This window comes from Rhodococcus koreensis (assembly GCF_900105905.1).
GTDB lineage: Bacteria > Actinomycetota > Actinomycetes > Mycobacteriales > Mycobacteriaceae > Rhodococcus_F > Rhodococcus_F koreensis.
This window is the reverse complement of record NZ_FNSV01000005.1, coordinates 1,284,594-1,300,800: the sequence shown is the minus strand read 5'-3', so window position 1 is coordinate 1,300,800 and position 16,207 is coordinate 1,284,594. Positions and strand designations below refer to the sequence as shown.

General features: G+C 68.8%; 17 protein-coding genes. 12 read left to right on the top strand and 5 right to left on the bottom strand.

Annotated elements, in window-relative coordinates; all coding sequences use genetic code 11:
* The first annotated feature begins 9 nt into the window (after positions 1 to 9).
* The 7 genes from BLV94_RS10710 (at position 10) to recX (ending at position 6,294) form a co-directional block, all read left to right on the top strand.
* Entirely contained in the window at positions 10 to 726 is a 717-nt protein-coding gene (locus BLV94_RS10710) for a PIG-L deacetylase family protein (RefSeq protein ID WP_072942424.1), read from the top strand.
* Positions 727 to 1,003: 277 nt separating this feature from the next.
* On the top strand, positions 1,004 to 1,636 hold the full coding sequence (locus BLV94_RS10705; protein ID WP_072942423.1) for a TetR/AcrR family transcriptional regulator: 633 nt from the start codon (positions 1,004 to 1,006) through the stop codon (positions 1,634 to 1,636).
* Entirely contained in the window at positions 1,633 to 3,177 is a 1,545-nt protein-coding gene (locus BLV94_RS10700; protein ID WP_072942422.1) for a glycerol-3-phosphate dehydrogenase/oxidase, read from the top strand. The genes BLV94_RS10705 and BLV94_RS10700 overlap by 4 nt, the downstream gene beginning before the upstream one ends.
* Positions 3,178 to 3,204: 27 nt before the next feature.
* Positions 3,205 to 4,353 (top strand): glycosyltransferase, encoded by a 1,149-nt coding sequence (locus BLV94_RS10695; protein WP_072942421.1) that lies wholly within the window; start codon positions 3,205 to 3,207, stop codon positions 4,351 to 4,353.
* A gap of 33 nt (positions 4,354 to 4,386) precedes the next feature.
* A complete protein-coding gene (locus BLV94_RS10690; protein ID WP_015890433.1) occupies positions 4,387 to 4,581 on the top strand; it encodes a DUF3046 domain-containing protein in 195 nt (64 codons plus the stop codon).
* A 144-nt stretch (positions 4,582 to 4,725) separates the two neighbouring features.
* Positions 4,726 to 5,769, top strand: coding sequence for a recombinase RecA (gene recA / locus BLV94_RS10685; RefSeq protein ID WP_005240749.1), 1,044 nt, complete (start codon positions 4,726 to 4,728; stop codon positions 5,767 to 5,769).
* A gap of 9 nt (positions 5,770 to 5,778) precedes the next feature.
* Positions 5,779 to 6,294 carry a recombination regulator RecX gene (gene recX / locus BLV94_RS10680; protein ID WP_072942419.1) on the top strand — a complete coding sequence of 172 codons (516 nt, stop codon included), beginning with the start codon at positions 5,779 to 5,781 and terminating at the stop codon, positions 6,292 to 6,294.
* A 121-nt stretch (positions 6,295 to 6,415) separates the two neighbouring features.
* Here recX and BLV94_RS10675 read toward each other — a convergent pair whose 3' ends face one another.
* From BLV94_RS10675 to gluA, 4 genes are all read right to left on the bottom strand, one after another.
* Positions 6,416 to 7,315 (bottom strand): amino acid ABC transporter permease, encoded by a 900-nt coding sequence (locus tag BLV94_RS10675; protein ID WP_072942418.1) that lies wholly within the window; start codon positions 7,313 to 7,315, stop codon positions 6,416 to 6,418.
* Positions 7,312 to 7,992: an amino acid ABC transporter permease gene (locus BLV94_RS10670; RefSeq protein ID WP_072942416.1), complete on the bottom strand. Its 681-nt coding sequence runs from the start codon at positions 7,990 to 7,992 to the stop codon at positions 7,312 to 7,314. The genes BLV94_RS10675 and BLV94_RS10670 overlap by 4 nt, the downstream gene beginning before the upstream one ends.
* 92 nt (positions 7,993 to 8,084) lie before the next feature.
* Entirely contained in the window at positions 8,085 to 8,918 is an 834-nt protein-coding gene (locus BLV94_RS10665; RefSeq protein ID WP_072942415.1) for a glutamate ABC transporter substrate-binding protein, read from the bottom strand.
* An 81-nt stretch (positions 8,919 to 8,999) separates the two neighbouring features.
* Positions 9,000 to 9,728 carry a glutamate ABC transporter ATP-binding protein GluA gene (gene gluA, locus BLV94_RS10660; protein ID WP_083395905.1) on the bottom strand — a complete coding sequence of 243 codons (729 nt, stop codon included), beginning with the start codon at positions 9,726 to 9,728 and terminating at the stop codon, positions 9,000 to 9,002.
* 209 nt (positions 9,729 to 9,937) lie between these two features.
* On the opposite strand from gluA, the gene miaB reads away from it, so the two are divergent.
* Together miaB and BLV94_RS10650 are read left to right on the top strand one after the other, a co-directional pair.
* A complete protein-coding gene (gene miaB, locus BLV94_RS10655; RefSeq protein ID WP_072942411.1) occupies positions 9,938 to 11,455 on the top strand; it encodes a tRNA (N6-isopentenyl adenosine(37)-C2)-methylthiotransferase MiaB in 1,518 nt (505 codons plus the stop codon).
* Positions 11,452 to 12,051, top strand: a complete 600-nt coding sequence (locus tag BLV94_RS10650) for an Rv2732c family membrane protein (RefSeq protein ID WP_072942409.1) — start codon at positions 11,452 to 11,454, stop codon at positions 12,049 to 12,051. The genes miaB and BLV94_RS10650 overlap by 4 nt, the downstream gene beginning before the upstream one ends.
* 6 nt (positions 12,052 to 12,057) lie before the next feature.
* On the opposite strand, the gene BLV94_RS10645 is transcribed toward BLV94_RS10650, so the two are convergent.
* Positions 12,058 to 13,443: a DUF349 domain-containing protein gene (locus BLV94_RS10645; RefSeq protein WP_072942408.1), complete on the bottom strand. Its 1,386-nt coding sequence runs from the start codon at positions 13,441 to 13,443 to the stop codon at positions 12,058 to 12,060.
* Positions 13,444 to 13,646: 203 nt separating this feature from the next.
* On the opposite strand from BLV94_RS10645, the gene BLV94_RS10640 reads away from it, so the two are divergent.
* The 3 genes from BLV94_RS10640 to BLV94_RS10630 are packed head-to-tail and all read left to right on the top strand — an operon-like array spanning position 13,647 to position 16,134.
* Entirely contained in the window at positions 13,647 to 14,363 is a 717-nt protein-coding gene (locus BLV94_RS10640) for a class III extradiol dioxygenase subunit B-like domain-containing protein (protein WP_072942406.1), read from the top strand.
* On the top strand, positions 14,360 to 15,289 hold the full coding sequence (miaA, locus tag BLV94_RS10635; RefSeq protein WP_174705495.1) for a tRNA (adenosine(37)-N6)-dimethylallyltransferase MiaA: 930 nt from the start codon (positions 14,360 to 14,362) through the stop codon (positions 15,287 to 15,289). The genes BLV94_RS10640 and miaA overlap by 4 nt, the downstream gene beginning before the upstream one ends.
* Positions 15,286 to 16,134 carry a TrmH family RNA methyltransferase gene (locus BLV94_RS10630; RefSeq protein ID WP_072942402.1) on the top strand — a complete coding sequence of 283 codons (849 nt, stop codon included), beginning with the start codon at positions 15,286 to 15,288 and terminating at the stop codon, positions 16,132 to 16,134. The genes miaA and BLV94_RS10630 overlap by 4 nt, the downstream gene beginning before the upstream one ends.
* Positions 16,135 to 16,207: the final 73 nt, after the last annotated feature.

Here is a 16,207-nt window from a genome sequence, read left to right as displayed (position 1 = left end):
GCTCTACCCATGGAACCGGTACCGGAGGGCTGGCATCGTGGGCTCGTCGTGGTCGCGCACCCCGACGACATCGAATACGGCGCAGCGGCGGCTGTGGCGCGCTGGACCGGGCAGGGCAAGGACATTCGATACGTGCTCGCCACCAGCGGAGAGGCAGGGATCGCGGGCCTGCACCCGACGGAGTCGGGCCCGCTGCGGGAGGCGGAGGAGCGGCGCTCCGCGGCCGTGGTGGGGGTGACCGACGTCGAGTTTCTCGGTTATCCCGACGGCACCCTCGTCGAGAGTCTCGCACTCCGCCGCGACCTCGCCACGGCGATCCGTCGTCATCGTCCAGATCTCGTGGTGACGGCGAACTTTGGGGACACCTGGGGGCCGGGCCAGCCGAACAGTGCGGACCACCGCGCTCTCGGGCGAGCCGTCCTCGACGCCACCGCGGACGCCGCGAACGAATGGATCTTCCCCGAACTGGGGGAGTCGGGGTTGCCGCCGTGGCGCGGAGTCCGGTGGGTGGCGGTCCACACGATGACCCCCACCCACGCCGTGGATGTCACCCACACGGTGGATCGGGCGGTGCTCTCTCTGGCTGAGCACGTCCACTACCTGGAGGCGCTCAGCGACGTGCCGGTGGGGCAGCAGGCGCGGGCTCAGGTCGAGATGGTGACCGGGCCGCAACCGGGATTCGACGCCGAACGCGCGGTGGGGTTCGAGCTCTACTACTTCGGCTGAGTTCGTGAAGCGCTCGCGATCGTTGTCATGCGTGGGTCATGCCGAGTGTGAGTCCGACCTGGACGGAACGGTATGATTTACCGAATTTCGTAGGAGTCACGCCGTGCCGTCATCCGACGTGCGCACCAATCCTGTCGTCACACCTTCCCGCACTGCTCACGCAGCCCGAATCTCCGACCACGGACGGCTCGAGGCGCCCGCCGTCGGCCGTACGCGAGGTGATTCGAATGCCGGTGAGGTGCCGGCGGGGGATTCATGCGTTACGGTGTTACATACAATGTCTATTCGTAATCCACCGTCGCGTGACGACACCTCAGCGAGCGTCGACGACTCCATTCTCGACGCCGCACGCTCGTGCATCCTCGATTTCGGACTGCGCCGTACCACCCTGGCGGAGGTCGCGCGGAGGGCCGGGGTCAGCAGGCCGACCGTCTACCGGCGCTGGTCGGACACCAGGGCAGTGGTCGCCGACCTCATGACCCGCGAGATCGCTGCCGTGATGCCCGAATTCTCCACCGAGGAATCGGTTCACCGCCAACTGGTCGACGCCGTGGTCCACGTGTCCACCGAGGTGCGTGGCCATCCGCTGTTCGTGAAGATCCTGCGCTCGGATCAGGAACTGTTCACCACCTACATCCTCGAGCGGCTGGGGACCAGCCAGCGGGCGATCATCGACCAGGTCTCGGTCGCGGTGTCGGCGGGGCAGCGCCAGGGCTCGATCCGCGCGGGGGACAGTCGTCAGATCGCCACCATGGTGCTGCTGATCGCACAGTCCGCGGTCCAGTCGGCCGTGATGGTCGCCGAGGAACTTCCCGGAGACGCCCTGACCGAACAACTCCGGCACGCCGTCGGCGCCTATCTGGCACCCGCAGCAGCCGACACCCACCCGACAGATCGAGGAGACCGGTGACCCACCCCAGCACGCCGCCCGTGAGCCGCTCGTCGGCGCTGAACGCCGCACGACGGACACGCGAGCTCGACCAGCTGTCGGACGGCGCGCGCGTCGACGTCCTGGTGATCGGCGGCGGAGTGACCGGCGTCGGTGTCGCGCTCGACGCGGCATCACGAGGCCTCGACGTCGTGCTCGTGGAGAAGCGGGACCTCGCGTTCGGGACCAGCCGGTGGAGTTCGAAACTCGCCCACGGTGGGCTGCGGTACCTGGCGTCGGGCAATGTCGGCATCGCCCGCGAGAGTGCGGTCGAACGCGGAATCCTGATGACCCGCACCGCGCCCCACCTCGTCCGGGCGCTGCCACAGCTCGTCCCCGTCCTCGATTCCACGACGCTGTTCGGAAAGTCCCTCGTCCGCACGGGATTCCTGGCCGGTGACCTGCTCCGTGCGAGTGCTCGCACGCCGTCGACGGTCCTGCCGCGATCGCGGACGGTCCGGGCGGACCAGGTGGTCGAACTGGCCCCCGCTGTGCGCCGGGACGGACTTCGGGGCGGCCTGATGGCCTTCGACGGCCAGCTCGTCGACGACGCCAGGCTCGTGGTGTCCCTCGCGCGCACCGCGGCGCTCCACGGCGCGAAGGTGCTCACCCGGATGGGCGCCTACGACGTGACCGGGACATCCGCGACCCTGCGCGACGAACTGACCGGCTCGGAACTGTCGATCACCGCGCGCGCCGTGGTCAACGCCGCAGGCGTGTGGTCGGGTGAGATCGATCCGTCGATCACGCTCCGGCCCAGTCGCGGAACACATCTGGTCCTGCCGGCGGAACGGCTCGGGAACCCGACCGCGGCGCTCACGGTTCCGGTCCCCGGTGAGACCAATCGTTTCGTCTTCGCGCTGCCCGCACAGCTCGGCCGCGTGTACCTCGGCCTGACCGACGAGGCGGCGCCGGGACCCGTCCCCGACGTTCCGGAAGCGTCGGAGCAGGAGATCGACTTCCTGCTCGACACGGTCAACACCGCACTCGAAGTGCCGTTGCGGCGTTCGGACGTCCTCGGCACGTTCGCCGGACTGCGACCGCTGCTCGACACCGGCGACGGATCGACCGCCGACCTCTCGCGCAACCACGCCGTCCTCCGCTCGGACACCGGTCTGGTCAGTGTGGTGGGCGGCAAGCTGACCACGTACCGGAAGATGGCGGAGGACGCCGTCGACGCCGCGGTGGCAGCGGCGGGACTGGACGCGCTCCCGTGCCGGACCCGCGCCCTCCCGCTCGTCGGCGCCGCGACTCCCGAAGCGCTGCGCCAGGTTTCGGCCCCGCCGGCGCTGCTCGCCCGCTACGGAACGGAGGCGGCACTGATCGCCGCCGCCGACCCCGAACTGCTGACCCCGATCGCCGAGGGCGTGGACGTGAGTCGAGCCGAGTTCGAGTTCGCCGTGACCCACGAGGGAGCACTCGACGTCGACGACCTCCTCGACCGGCGCACCCGGATCGGCCTCGTCCCCGCCGACCGTGCACGGTCTCTCGCCGCCGCGGAAGCCGTGTTCGAGAAACGGTGACGGCGACGGTGTGACACCCTGTGCTTCGTGCGAGTCGCCGTGGTCGCCGGGCCTGATCCCGGACATGCCTTTCCCGCTCTGGCGTTGTGCCTCGCCCTCATCGAGGCCGGGGACGAACCGGTCCTGTTCACCGGCACCCGGTGGGTCGAGCCCGCGCGGGCGGCCGGTGTGCCCGCCGAGTTGCTGAAAGGTCTCGCGCCCCGCCCGACGGACGACGACCTCGATGCGGGCGCGCGCATCCACGCCCGCGCCGCGCACATCTCCACCGAGTTGCTCCCCGACCTGCGCGCGATGGGACCCGACCTCGTGGTCTCGGACATCCTCACCGCAGGTGGCGGCATGGCGGCGGAGCGGCTGGGGATCCCCTGGGTCGAGTTGTCCCCGCACCCGCTGTACGCGGCGTCCCGGGGATTGCCGCCCATCGGAAGCGGGTTGGCTCCGGGGGTGGGAATCCGGGGCCGGGCCCGCGACACGCTCATGCGGGCGGCGACGGCGCGGTCGATCCGGCAGGGCGAGCGGCAGCGTTCCGAAGCCCGCGTCGGCGTCGGGTTGCCGGCGAAGGATCCGGGACCGGTGCGCCGGCTGATCGCGACGCTCCCCGCGCTCGAGGTGCCGAGACCGGACTGGCCCGCGGAGGCGCACGTGGTCGGGCCACTGCTGTGGGAACCGACGAACGAGGTGCTCGAGCCGCCGGACGGTACCGATCCGCTGGTCATGGTGGCTCCGTCGACCGCGTTCACCGGTGCCGAGGGCATGCTCGAGACGACGCTCGCCGGTCTCGACGGGGCCGGCGTCCGCGTGATCGCGTCGATACTGGACGGATCGCCGGCCGCGGTTCCGCCCTGGGTACGTGCGGGTCTCGGCCGTCAGGACGCGATGCTCCGCGAGGCCGCCGCCGTCGTCTGCGGCGGTGGTCACGGGATGCTGGCGAAGGCCCTGCTCGCAGGGGTCCCGGCGGTGGTGGTCCCCGGGGGCGGCGATCAGTGGGAACTCGCGAATCGCGCCGCGCGGCAGGGGAGTGCCGTCGTGGTGCGTCCCCCGAGCGCCGAGGCGCTCCGTTCGGCGGTCGAACAGGTGCTCTCGCACGGCGCGCACGCGGAGGCCGCGCAGCGGGCCGCGTGGAGCGTCGCGGACGTGGCGGATCCGGTGGAGGTGTGCCGCGACGCGCTGCGGTGAGAGCCTCGCCCGGGGTTCGGCTAGCGTGGAAGCGTGCGACTGACTGAATTTCACGAACTCGTCCGCGAAGAGTTCGGGCAGATGCGCGGCGACGCACTACTCGTCGACCACGTGCTGCTCAGTCTCGGGGGCAAGACCGCCGCCGAGGCCATCGAGGACGGCCGGGAACCCCGCGAGGTGTGGCGTGAACTCTGCGCCGAGTTCGACGTTCCACCGCAGCGCCGGTAGAAATCCGGCGTGTCGAACGGGCCGGTCGCACCAATCGAACACACGTTCCCCTATGCTGGAGATGTTCGGTGGTCACGGTTCTTGTCGGTACCTGGATCTAACCTGACCGCAGATCACTGATGAGACTCGAGAATGGGGACGACGATGGCACCACAGGCACACGATCGAGACAAGGCGCTCGACCTCGCGCTGGCGCAGATCGACAAGAACTTCGGCAAGGGCTCGGTGATGCGCCTGGGCGAAGGTGTCCGTCAGCCGATCGCCGTCATCCCGACCGGCTCCATCGCGCTGGACGTCGCCCTCGGCATCGGCGGGCTGCCCCGCGGCCGTGTCGTCGAGATCTACGGCCCGGAGTCCTCGGGTAAGACCACCGTCGCTCTGCACGCGGTCGCCAACGCCCAGGCGGCCGGCGGCATCGCCGCGTTCATCGACGCCGAACACGCGCTCGACCCCGACTACGCCCAGAAACTCGGCGTCGACACCGACGCGCTGCTGGTGTCGCAGCCCGATACCGGCGAGCAGGCGCTGGAGATCGCAGACATGCTGATCCGCTCCGGCGCTCTCGACATCCTCGTGGTCGACTCCGTGGCCGCTCTGGTCCCGCGCGCCGAGATCGAGGGCGAGATGGGCGACAGTCACGTGGGTCTGCAGGCCCGTCTGATGAGCCAGGCGCTCCGTAAGATGACCGGTGCGCTCAGCAACTCCGGCACCACCGCGATCTTCATCAACCAGCTGCGCGAGAAGATCGGCGTCATGTTCGGTTCCCCCGAAACCACCACCGGTGGTAAGGCATTGAAGTTCTACTCGTCGGTGCGCCTCGACGTGCGGCGGATCGAGACCCTGAAGGACGGCACTGACGCGGTGGGTAACCGTACCCGCGTGAAGGTGGTCAAGAACAAGGTCGCGCCGCCGTTCAAGCAGGCCGAGTTCGACATCCTCTACGGCCTGGGAATCAGCAAGGAAGGCTCGCTGATCGACATGGGTGTCGAACACGGGTTCATTCGCAAGTCGGGCTCCTGGTACACCTACGAAGGCGACCAGCTGGGACAGGGCAAGGAGAACGCCCGCAAGTTCCTGTTGGAGAACACCGACATCCGGGACGAGATCGAGAAGAAGATCAAGGAAAAGCTCGGAATCGGCGCCGACGTCACTGCCGCTACGGACGACGCCGCCCCGGTCGAATTCTAAGGCGCCGCCGTGCGTCCGACGGGCGAGGGTGGAACGGAGACGCAGGCCAAGGATTTGTGCCTGCGTCTCCTGACGGACCGTGCCCGGAGTCGAGCGGAGTTGTCCGACCGTCTGGCGAAGAAGGGGTACTCGGCCGACATCGCCGAGCGCGTACTGGATCGACTCACCGAGGTCGGGCTCGTCAACGACGCCGACTTCGCCCAGCAGTGGGTGCATTCGCGGCACACGTACGCCGGTAAGGGAAAACGTGCGCTCGCACTGGAACTGCGCCGCAAGGGCATCGGTCAGGAAGACGCCACCGAGGCGCTCGCTCAGATCGACAGCGAAGACGAACGAGCGCGAGCCACCGAACTGGTCGCGAAGAAACTGCGCACCGTGTCAACGGACGACCGTGACCGGGCGGTCCGCCGGCTGGTGTCCATGCTGGCGCGTCGCGGGTTCCCCCAGGGCATGGCGTTCGAGGTCGTCAAGGAGCAACTCGATCGTGCCGGCGCGGAAACCGACGGCCTGTTCGACGAGACCTGAATCGGACACAGCCTGACCATGATCACGACCTGACCACGATCACGATGAACGACACTGCGGTCGGATGGGAACCGAGTTCCCATCCGACCGCAGTGTCGTTCGTGTCAGAAGCAGTGCCGGGTCACAACCGCTTGTCGGTGATGTCCATACCCGGAACCGACACCGCCGGAAGCTCGGGAGCAGCACCCTGGGGACCTCCGCCCTTCCGGGCGGCCCGCAGCCGCTTCTCCACCCTGGTCGCCACCACGGTGAGCGTGTAGTTGAGGATGATCATGATGATCGCCACCACGATCAGCGCGGGCAGGTAGTTGCCGTAGAACGCGCCGAGTTGCTGGCCGGACCGCACCACTTCGACGTAGCCGATGAGGTAACCGAGCGCGGAGTCCTTCAGGGCGACCACCATCTGCGAGATGATCGCGGGGAGCATCGCCGTGACGGCCTGCGGAAGCAGGATGGTCCGCATGACCTGGCCCTTGCGCATGCCCAGCGCCTTGGCGGCCTCGCTCTGTCCCCGGGGGAGCGAATTGATGCCGGCCCTGACGATTTCGGCGATCACCGAGCCGTTGTACAGCGTGAGGCCCACGATGACCGCGGCAAGCGCAAGATATTTCGACTTGAACACCTCGTACTCGGCGAACAGCTGGTACGAGAAGATCATCAGGATCAGCACCGGGATGGCGCGGAACAGTTCGACGATCCCGCCCGCCACCCATCGCACCGGTCGGTGGTCCGACAAGCGTCCGATGCCGAGGATCGCGCCGAGGATCAACGCGAACACGATCGACACGGCCGCCGCGACGAGGGTGCCGCGGATACCGGGAATGAGATATGTGGTCCACGAGGTCGATTCGGTGAACGGTTCCCATTTCGCCGCTGTCAGCTGGCCCTTGTCGTCGAGCGCGGCGTAGACGAGGTAGCCGATTCCCAGCAGTGCGAGGGCGACGGCGACGGAGATCAGGCGGTAGAGGTTCTTCGCCTTCGGGCCCGGCGCGTCGTAGAGGACGGTGGCGGAATTGCTCATCGTGCAACCTCGAATCGCTTGCTCAGGTATCCGAAGAGAAGCCCCATCGGCAGGGTCAGGATCACGAATCCGAGCGCGAAGATGCCACCGACGACGAAGATGGCGGCCTCGTTCTCGATCATTTCCTTCATCAGGAGCGATGCCTCCGCCACACCGATCACCGAGGCGATCGTCGTGTTCTTCGTCAGGGCGATCAGCACGCTGCCGAGGGGTGCGGTGACCGCGCGGAATGCCTGCGGCAGCACGATGAGCCGCAGATTCTGGGAGAACGTGAGACCGAGTGACCGGCCCGCCTCCGCCTGGCCGACGTGCACGGTGTTGATACCGGACCGCAGCGACTCGCAGACGAAGGCCGCCGTGTAGATGCTGAGGCCGAGCACGGCGAGCCGGAAGTTGTTCTGCTCGAAGAACGTCGGCGACTGCTCGGGGGCGAGCTTGACGCCCATCGTCTGGAAGAGCCCGAACGAGCAGAAGATGATGATGAGGGTCAGGGGAGTGTTGCGGAAGATCGTCACGTATGCCGCGCCGACGCCGCGCGCGACCGGGATCGGTGACACCCGCATCGCCGCGAGGATGGTGCCGAGTATCAGAGCACCGACAGCCGAGAACGCGGTCAGCTGCACCGTCGTCCAGAACGCGTCGATCAGCTGATCGCTGTATTTGCTCAGTAGGTCCACTTACCGTCTCCCCAGGTCACCGGTGGTTGGTGTCGAACCGGGCCGGACGACTCCACGAAAGGGGAGTCGTCCGACCCGGATGAGTGAGTTGCTCAGTACCGATCGACGGTCGGCGGTGCGGGGATCGGGTAGCCCGACGCGCCGACGGTCTCGTTGAACGCACGCGCCCACGAACCGTCCGCGATCATCGCCTCGATGGCGTCGTTGATCTTGGCCCGGGTCTCGTCGTCACCCTTGGCCAGGCCGACGCCGTAGCGCTCCTCGGTGAACGGCGCGCCGACCACCTTCAGCTCGCCCGGATACTGCGCCGCGTAGCCGGCGAGGATGATGTCGTCGGTGGTGACGGCGTCGACTGCGCCGTTCCGCAGCGCCTCGACGCAGGCGGAGTACGTGTCGAACTCCTGCAGTTGCACGTCCTTCGCGTACTGGTCCTTCACCTTCTGCGCCGGGGTGGACCCGGTGACGGAGCACAGCTTCTTGCCGCCGTTGAGCGACTCGGGGCCGGTGATGTCGGTGTTGTCGGACTTCACCAGGAGCGACTGTCCGGCGATGAAGTACGGCCCGGCGAAGTCGACCTTCTCCTTGCGGGCGTCGGTGATCGAGTAGGTGGCGACGATGTAGTCGACCTCACCGTTCTGGATCAGCGTCTCGCGCTGAGCCGACGGGGACTCCTTGAACACGATGTTCTCGGGCGCGACACCCAGCTTGCCCGCGATGTACTCGGCCACCTCGACGTCGAAACCGCTGAAGGAACCATCGGGGTTGCGCAGTCCGAGGCCGGGCTGGTCGTACTTGATTCCGACCGTGAGCTTGCCCTCCGACGCGCTCTGGGAGGCGCTCTTCTCTTCACCTCCGCCACAGGCCGATGCGACGACGGCGAGCGCCATGACGCCGATTCCCACACGAATCGAGCGGTTGATCCTCATCGAGTTCCTCCAATTGAAATGACGGGTGTTGCCTGTGGAGCACGGTCGACCGAGAGGGCACCGCGGCGGCGCCCTCTCCGATCAGTGGCTGAGAATCTTGCCGAGAAAGTCCTTCGCGCGCTCGGATTTGGGAGCGGTGAAGAACGTGGCGGGCTCGGAGTCCTCGACGATCTGGCCGTCGGCCATGAAGAGAACACGGTCGCCGGCCTTGCGGGCGAAGCCCATCTCGTGGGTCACCACGAGCATGGTCATGCCTTCCTTGGCGAGCGAGGTCATGACGTCGAGGACTTCGTTGACCATTTCCGGGTCGAGCGCGGACGTCGGCTCGTCGAACAGCATGACCTTGGGGTTCATGGCGAGTGCGCGGGCGATCGCGACACGCTGCTGCTGACCGCCCGACAACTGCGCCGGGTACTTGTCCGCCTGGTTGGCGATGCCGACCCGCTCGAGAAGCTCGTAGGCCTTCTTCTTCGCGTCGGCGCTGCTCTTCTTCCGCACCTTGACCGGTGCCAGCATCACGTTCTCGAGGATCGTCTTGTGGGCGAACAGGTTGAACGACTGGAACACCATCCCCACGTCGGCGCGCAGCGCGGCCAGGGCCTTGCCCTCGGCCGGCAGCACCTTCCCGTCCACGGCGATCTCACCGGAGTCGATGGGCTCGAGGCGGTTGATGGTCCGGCACAGCGTCGACTTCCCGGACCCGGACGGTCCCAGGACGATCACGACCTGCCCCCGAGGAACTTCGAGGTCGATCTCCTGGAGGACGTGGAGGGCGCCGAAGTGTTTGTTCACCGATTTCATCGAGATCATGGACGGGGCCGCGCCCGTGGAGGGCGTCGGCGTCGCGTCGTCGGCTTGCGTCATAGTCGAGACCCTATGTGCTGGGAGCGGGTGCACCTGTCATTTGCTCCGAGAATCCTCGGGATGTCACGGAAACTTTACTGTCCGGCGTCGGTCGTGTGTCCTGACGCACACCGGCCGCGACGAGGCGATTTGGCGCGGGCCGTACCCTGGCATACGTGGACACGATCGACCAGACCCCTCACCGCAGCTATGAGGTGCGCACGTACGGCTGCCAGATGAACGTGCACGACTCCGAGCGGCTGTCGGGGCTCCTCGAGGACGCCGGCTACACGAAGGCGGCCACCGGGCAGTCGCCCGACCTCGTCGTCTTCAACACCTGCGCGGTGCGGGAGAACGCCGACAACAAGTTGTACGGCAACCTGAGCCATCTGGCGCCGGCGAAGGAACAGAACCCCGACATGCAGATCGCGGTCGGCGGGTGCCTGGCGCAGAAGGACCGCGACGTCGTCGTGAAGAAGGCGCCGTGGGTGGACGTCGTGTTCGGCACCCACAACATCGGTTCGCTCCCGGCGCTGCTGGACCGGGCGCGCCACAATCAGCGGGCCGAGGTCGAGATCCTCGACGCGCTCGAGGCGTTTCCGTCGACGCTGCCCGCCAAGCGGGAGTCGGCGTACGCCGGCTGGGTGTCCATCTCGGTGGGATGCAACAACACGTGCACGTTCTGCATCGTCCCCGCGCTGCGCGGCAAGGAGGTCGACCGGCGGCCCGGCGACATCCTGGCCGAGGTGCAGGCCCTGGTGAACGAGGGCGTCGTCGAGGTCACGCTGCTCGGGCAGAACGTCAACGCATACGGCGTCTCCTTCGCCGACCCCGACCAGCCCCGCGACCGTGGCGCGTTCGCCGCGCTGCTGCGCGCGTGCGGCGAGATCGACGGGCTCGAGCGCGTCCGCTTCACGTCCCCGCACCCGGCCGAGTTCACCGACGACGTCATCGAGGCGATGGCCGAGACCCCCAACGTGTGCCCGCAGCTGCACATGCCGCTGCAGTCCGGTTCGGACCGCGTCCTGAAGGCGATGCGCCGCTCCTACCGGAAGTCGCGGTTCCTGGGGATCATCGAGAAGGTCCGCACCGCGATGCCGCACGCGGCGATCACCACCGACATCATCGTGGGCTTCCCCGGTGAGACCGAGGAAGACTTCCAGGACACGCTCGACGTCGTCCGGCAGGCGCGCTTCACCAGCGCGTTCACCTTCCAGTACTCCAAGCGTCCCGGCACCCCGGCAGCGGACATGGACGACCAGCTGCCCAAGGCCGTCGTGCAGGAACGGTACGAACGTCTCATCGCGTTGCAGGAACAGATCACGCTCGAGGAGAACCAGAAGCTCGTCGGCGCCGAGGTGGAACTGCTCGTCGCCGCCGGGGAGGGCCGCAAGAACGCGGAGACCGCACGGATGAGCGGGCGCGCCCGCGACGGGCGGCTCGTCCACTTCCGGCCGGAGGGAAACCTCGACGGAAACGTCCGGCCCGGCGACGTCGTCACCATCGTGATCAGCGCCGCCGCCCCGCACCACCTCGTCGCGGACACCCCGGTCCTGACCCACCGCCGCACCCGCGCAGGCGACTCCTTCGAGAAGGGCGTCACCCCGAAGACCCCGCCGATCGGCGTGGGACTCGGACTGCCGCAGATCGGTGTGCCCGCACCACTACCCGCTCAGATGGGATGCAACGCATGACCCCGCAGTTCGACGACCAGCGCCACGACGACCCGAGTGACGCGAACGAGCCGATCGAGAGCTACCTGAAGGATTTCGACGCCGCCGAGAAGAAGGTGGCCGGTGAGATCGACCCCGGGGCGCGTGCGCTCGTCGTCGCGGTCGCGGTGGTCGTGCTCCTCGGCTCGCTGACGTTGCCGCATTCCGGCATCGCCAACGGCTGGGAGGTGCTGGTGTACGGGGACGACGCCCGCGCGGAGACGATCGCGCTGCCGTCGCGGCTGTTCGTGTGGTTCGAGGTGGTGTTCGGGGTCGTCGTGTCGATGCTGGCGCTCGTCACCCGTCGCTGGGCGCTCGCGTGGGTGGCCCTCGCCGGAACCGCCGTGTCCATCGTGTTCGGCATGCTCGCCATCTGGTCGCGGCAGACCCCGGCGCCGGGCGTCGAAGCGGCCGGACCGGGCATCGGCCTGATCATCGGCTGGCTCACCGTCATCGTGCTCACGTTCCACTGGCTGAAGGTGGTCTGGAGCCGGACCGCGCTGCAGCTGGCCGCGGAAGAGGAACGCCGCGCCGCTGCCGCCGAAGCGGAGCGACGCGGCGACTGGAACGTCGGCTGATCGTGCCTACTGGCCGCTGACGGCGCCCTCTGCCGCCTCGGCCCATTCGCGCCACTGCTTGGCCTGGGCGAGGGCGCTCTCGGCGTCCTTCGTCTTGCCCGCCGCAGAGGCCTTGGCGGCCTGCTCCTCGAACTGCGTGACCCGCTCCCGGAACTGCGCGGCCCGGGCGAGCGCCTCCGGGTCGGTGCGGCGCCATTCCTCGTCGGCGGCGTCGCGGACCCGCTTCTCGATGGCCCGCAGCTTGCCCTCGAGGTCGTGCATCCGCTCGCGGGGCACCTTCCCGATGGCGTCCCACTTCTCCTGCAGGTCGCGGAGGGCGGCCCTCGCCCCGTCGATGTCCTTGGACGGATCGATGTGGCCGGCGTTCTTCAGCAACTCCTCCTTGGCGACCGCGTTCTCCTCGAACTCGGCGTCGCGTTCGGAGGACGCGGCGTTGCGGGCGGCGAAGAACACGTCCTGAGCGCCCTTGAACCGCCTCCACAGGTTGTCGTCGGCTTCCCGCGGCGCGCGTCCGGCGGCCTTCCACTCGGCGAGCAGATCGCGGAAGGCTCCGGCCGTGGGACCCCAGTCGGTGGAGTCGGACAGTGCCTCCGCCCGCTCGACGAGTTCTTCCTTCTTGGTCTTGGCGGCGGCGCGCTCACGGTCGAGTTCGGCGAAATGCGCGCCGCGGCGCCGGTTGAACGCCTCCCGCGCCTTGGAATACCGCTTCCACAGGGCGTCGTCGACCTTCCGGTCGATCCCGCGGATCGTCTTCCACTCGTCCAGGATCTCGCGCAACCGGTCGCCGGCGGCCTTCCACTGCGTGGACTCGGCACCGATCTGTTCCGCCTCGGCGGCCAGTTCTTCCTTGCGTTCGGTGTGCGCCTGCCGCGACAGTTCCTTCTCGTGCTTGGCGTGGGCGGCCGCCTCGTCGGATCCGGCGATGATCACGTCGAGTCGCGCGGAGAGCGAGTCGACGTCACCGATCACCGCGGCGGTCGGGAGCGACTCGGCGAGCGCGGTCGCGGCGGCCTTCGTCTTCTTCGCGTCGCCCGCACCGGAATTGAGCCGGGCCTCGAGGAGGGCCACTTCGGTGGCGAGATCGTCGAAGCGCCGACCGAAATGCGCCAGGCCTTCCGCCGCGTCTCCGGCCTGCCACGACCCGATCTGCCGTTCACCGTCCGCGGTCTTCACCCAGGCGGTGCCGTCGTCGTCGACGCGGCCGAACTCGCTCGGATCACTGTGGGCGGGGGCGGCGACGGCGGGGGCGGAGAGGGCGTGCGTCGGTGTGGGGTGGGGCTTGGGTGCACCCGGTTTCGCGGCCGCGCCCGGCTTCGGGACGCTGGGCTTCGGTGTGTCGTGCTGCTGAGCGGCAGGCTCCACGGCGGGCTTCGCGTCGCTGCTGTCGGTCATCGGTTCCTCATCTCTGCCGCGCGTCACGGCTGCCTGAACGCAATACTGGCTCCATACGACCCGGGACGGGTGCTGGCTCCATTCAACCCGGTACGGGCCCTGTGGACTATTGAATCAGGTCGGACGGTCCGCGTTGGTACCGATTGACGGCAGTGCCCGAATCGGATGTCGGGTCCGTGCCCGCGGTCGACTAGCGTGACTGTGTGTTCACCGCCGCCATCCTCGTGCCGTCCCCACCGTTGCTGGTACCCGAACTGACCGGGGCGGCCGCTGCGGAGACGGCGCCGCTGCGGGACGCGGTCCAGGCGGCCGCGAAGGCATTGTCCGCGATCGCCACCGAATGGGTGGCGATCGGCGCGGCGCCCACCGCGGTGGAGGTGCCGGCCGACGCTCAGGGCACCTACCGCGGCTACGGCGTCGACGTGCGGGTCACGCTGCGGCCCGGTCCCGCCGGCGAACCCGACCCGGACCTGCCGCTCGCGGCGCTGACGGCCGGGTGGATCCGGGGAGCGTGCGCGCCGGACGCCGTCGTCGACGCGCGGATCCTCGCCGCCGACCTGTCGCCGCAGCAGTGCGCCGCGTACGGCGCGGAATTGCGCGCGTTTCTGGACCGGGACCCCGAGCCGCGCGGGCTGGTGATCGTCGCGGACGGGGCGAACACCCTCACCGCGAAGGCGCCGGGCGCGTTCGACCCCCGCGCGGAAGGCGTGCAGGCCCGGGTCGACGCGGCCCTCGACACCGGCGACCGGGACGCGCTGCTCGCCCTCGACCCCGCCGAATGCGCCGCCCTCGGCATCGGCGGTCGCGTCCCGTGGCAGGTCCTCGCCGGCGTGTTCGACGCTGCGCCCGCCTCCTGCCGGACGCTGTACAGCGCGGCGCCCTACGGAGTGGGCTACCACGTGGGGGAGTGGCGTCCGTGACCTCACCCGTGCCGATCGCCGTCGTCGGACCGACCGCCACCGGAAAGTCGGATCTCGCGCTGGACCTGGCGGAACGCCTCGGCGGCGAAATCGTCAACATCGACGCCATGCAGCTGTACCGGGGCATGGACATCGGCACCGCCAAACTCGCCCCGGCCGAACGCCGCGGAATTCCGCATCACCAACTCGACGTGCTCGACGTGACGCAGACGGCCACTGTCGCGAACTATCAGCAGGCCGCGGTCCGCGACGTGGAGGCGATCGCCGCCCGCGGCGCCGTGCCGGTCATCGTCGGCGGATCGATGATGTATGTGCAGTCGCTGCTCGACGAGTGGAGCTTCCCCGCCACCGACGCGTCGGTACGGGCGCGGTGGGAAGCCGTCCTCGCCGAGAAGGGCGTCGCGGCCGTCCACGCCGAGCTGAGCCGGGTGGATCCCGACGCCGCCGCGTCGATCCTCCCCACCGACGGCAGGCGCCTGGTCCGGGCCCTCGAAGTCGTCGAGATCACGGGCAGGCCGTTCGCGGCGTCCGCCCCGCGCATCGGCGAACCGCGCTGGGGCACACACATCGTCGGCGTCGACCGCGACACCGCCGCACTCGACGACCGGATCCGGCTCCGCACCCGGCTGATGTTCGAACAGGGACTCGTCGACGAGGTGCGCGGGCTGATCGACGTGGGACTGCGGGAGGGCGTCACCGCGCCCCGGGCCATCGGCTACGCACAGGTCCTCGCCTGGCTCGACGGCGAATACGACCTGGCCGAGGCGGAGGAACGCACGTTCATCGGCACCCGGCGCTACGTGCGCAGGCAACGGTCCTGGTTCCGCCGCGACCCCCGCATCCACTGGGTCGACGGAAACACCCCCGACCTCGCGGACGCCACGATCCGCACCCTCGACGAGACGCGAACACTGGGAGAACGATGAGCCGAACACCGTCCGCACGGCACCGTCCGGCCTCGTCCGTGCTGGTGACCACCCGCAACGCCCGCTTCCAGCAATGGCAGTCGTACCTCACCAACCGTGCCAAACGGACGAAGGCGGGACGCTTCCTGATCCAGGGTGTGCGCCCCCTCAACCTCGCCCTGGAACACGACTGGCCGATCGAATCGCTGCTGCACCGCATCGACGGCCCACCGCTGTCCGACTGGGCGCGGGAACTACTCGCGACCCGATCCGTCGAACAGATCGGTGTCAGCGCCGAACTGATGGCCGAACTCGGCGAGAAGACCGACACCGCGCCGGAACTGATCGCGGTCGCGAAGACCCGCGCCCCGCGACTGAAGGACCTGCGGCTGCAGTCCGTCCCCCTGATCGTCGTATTCGACCGGCCCACCTCGCCCGGAAATCTGGGCACCCTCGTCCGCTCCGCCAACGCGTTCGGCGCCGACGCGGTCGTCGTGGTCGGCCACGGCGCCGACCCGTTCGACCCCCGGAGCGTCCGCGCCTCCACCGGATCGCTCTTCGCGATGCCCGTCGTCACCGTGTCCTCCGTCGACGAGATCCTCGCGTTCCGCGACGCCCGGCGAGCGTCCGGAACCGAACTGCACATCGTCGGGACGGACGAGACCGGTTCCGTCACCATCGACGCCCACGACTTCGGTGGCGGCACCGTGCTCGTGATCGGCAACGAGACCCGCGGGATGAGCGCCGCGTGGCGAGGCGCCTGCGACACGGTCGTCAACATCCCGATCGGGGGCGCGGCCAGTTCCCTCGGTGCCCCCTCCGCCGGCGCCGTCGCCCTCTACGAAATCGCCCGGCAGCGCAGATGAACCGCTCCGCGGCAGCGCAGATGAACCGCTCCGCGGCAGCGCAGATGAACCGCTCCGCGGCAGCGCAGATGAA